The sequence below is a fragment of the Janthinobacterium sp. UMAB-56 genome (assembly GCF_900095265.1).
GTDB lineage: Bacteria > Pseudomonadota > Gammaproteobacteria > Burkholderiales > Burkholderiaceae_D > Janthinobacterium.
This window is the reverse complement of the sequence record NZ_LT607651.1, coordinates 633,521-634,025: the sequence shown is the minus strand read 5'-3', so window position 1 is coordinate 634,025 and position 505 is coordinate 633,521. Positions and strand designations below refer to the sequence as shown.

Sequence of the window (505 nt, the reverse complement as noted above, 5' to 3'; positions counted from 1 at the left end):
TGAGTTTGAGCGGCGGCGTGCCGACGTCGGTGGCCCTGGCATCCGCCGCCAGTCATGGCACGGCGACGGTCAGCGGCACGAGTATCAGTTACACGCCGACGGCAGGGTATTCCGGGTCAGACAGCTTCAAGTATACGGCCAGCAATAGCGGTGGCACTTCGGCGCAAGCCACCGTGACGATCACGGTCAACGGGCCGACCATCACGGTGGCACCGGCGGTCTTGCAGGCGATGACGTTCGGTATTGCCTACAGCGAGACAATCACCGCCAGTGGCGGCGTGTCGTCGTATAGCTATGTCTCCAGCGGCACCTTGCCGGCGGGTCTGAGCCTGGCATCGGACGGCACCTTGTCCGGCACGCCCACGGCGGCGGGGCCGTATAACTTCACCATCACCGCCACCGATAGCAGCACTGGTAGTGGACCTTATACGGGGTCGCGCGCCTATTCCGTCACCGTGGCGAACGTTGCGCCCATTGCCGGCGATGTCAGTGCCACGGTGGCCTA

1 protein-coding gene is annotated in these 505 nt (G+C 64.6%); it reads left to right on the top strand.

All coding sequences use genetic code 11. The features are described from left to right. On the top strand, positions 1–505 hold a 505-nt coding region (locus tag K0F85_RS28525; protein ID WP_257572488.1), incomplete at both ends, for a cadherin-like domain-containing protein.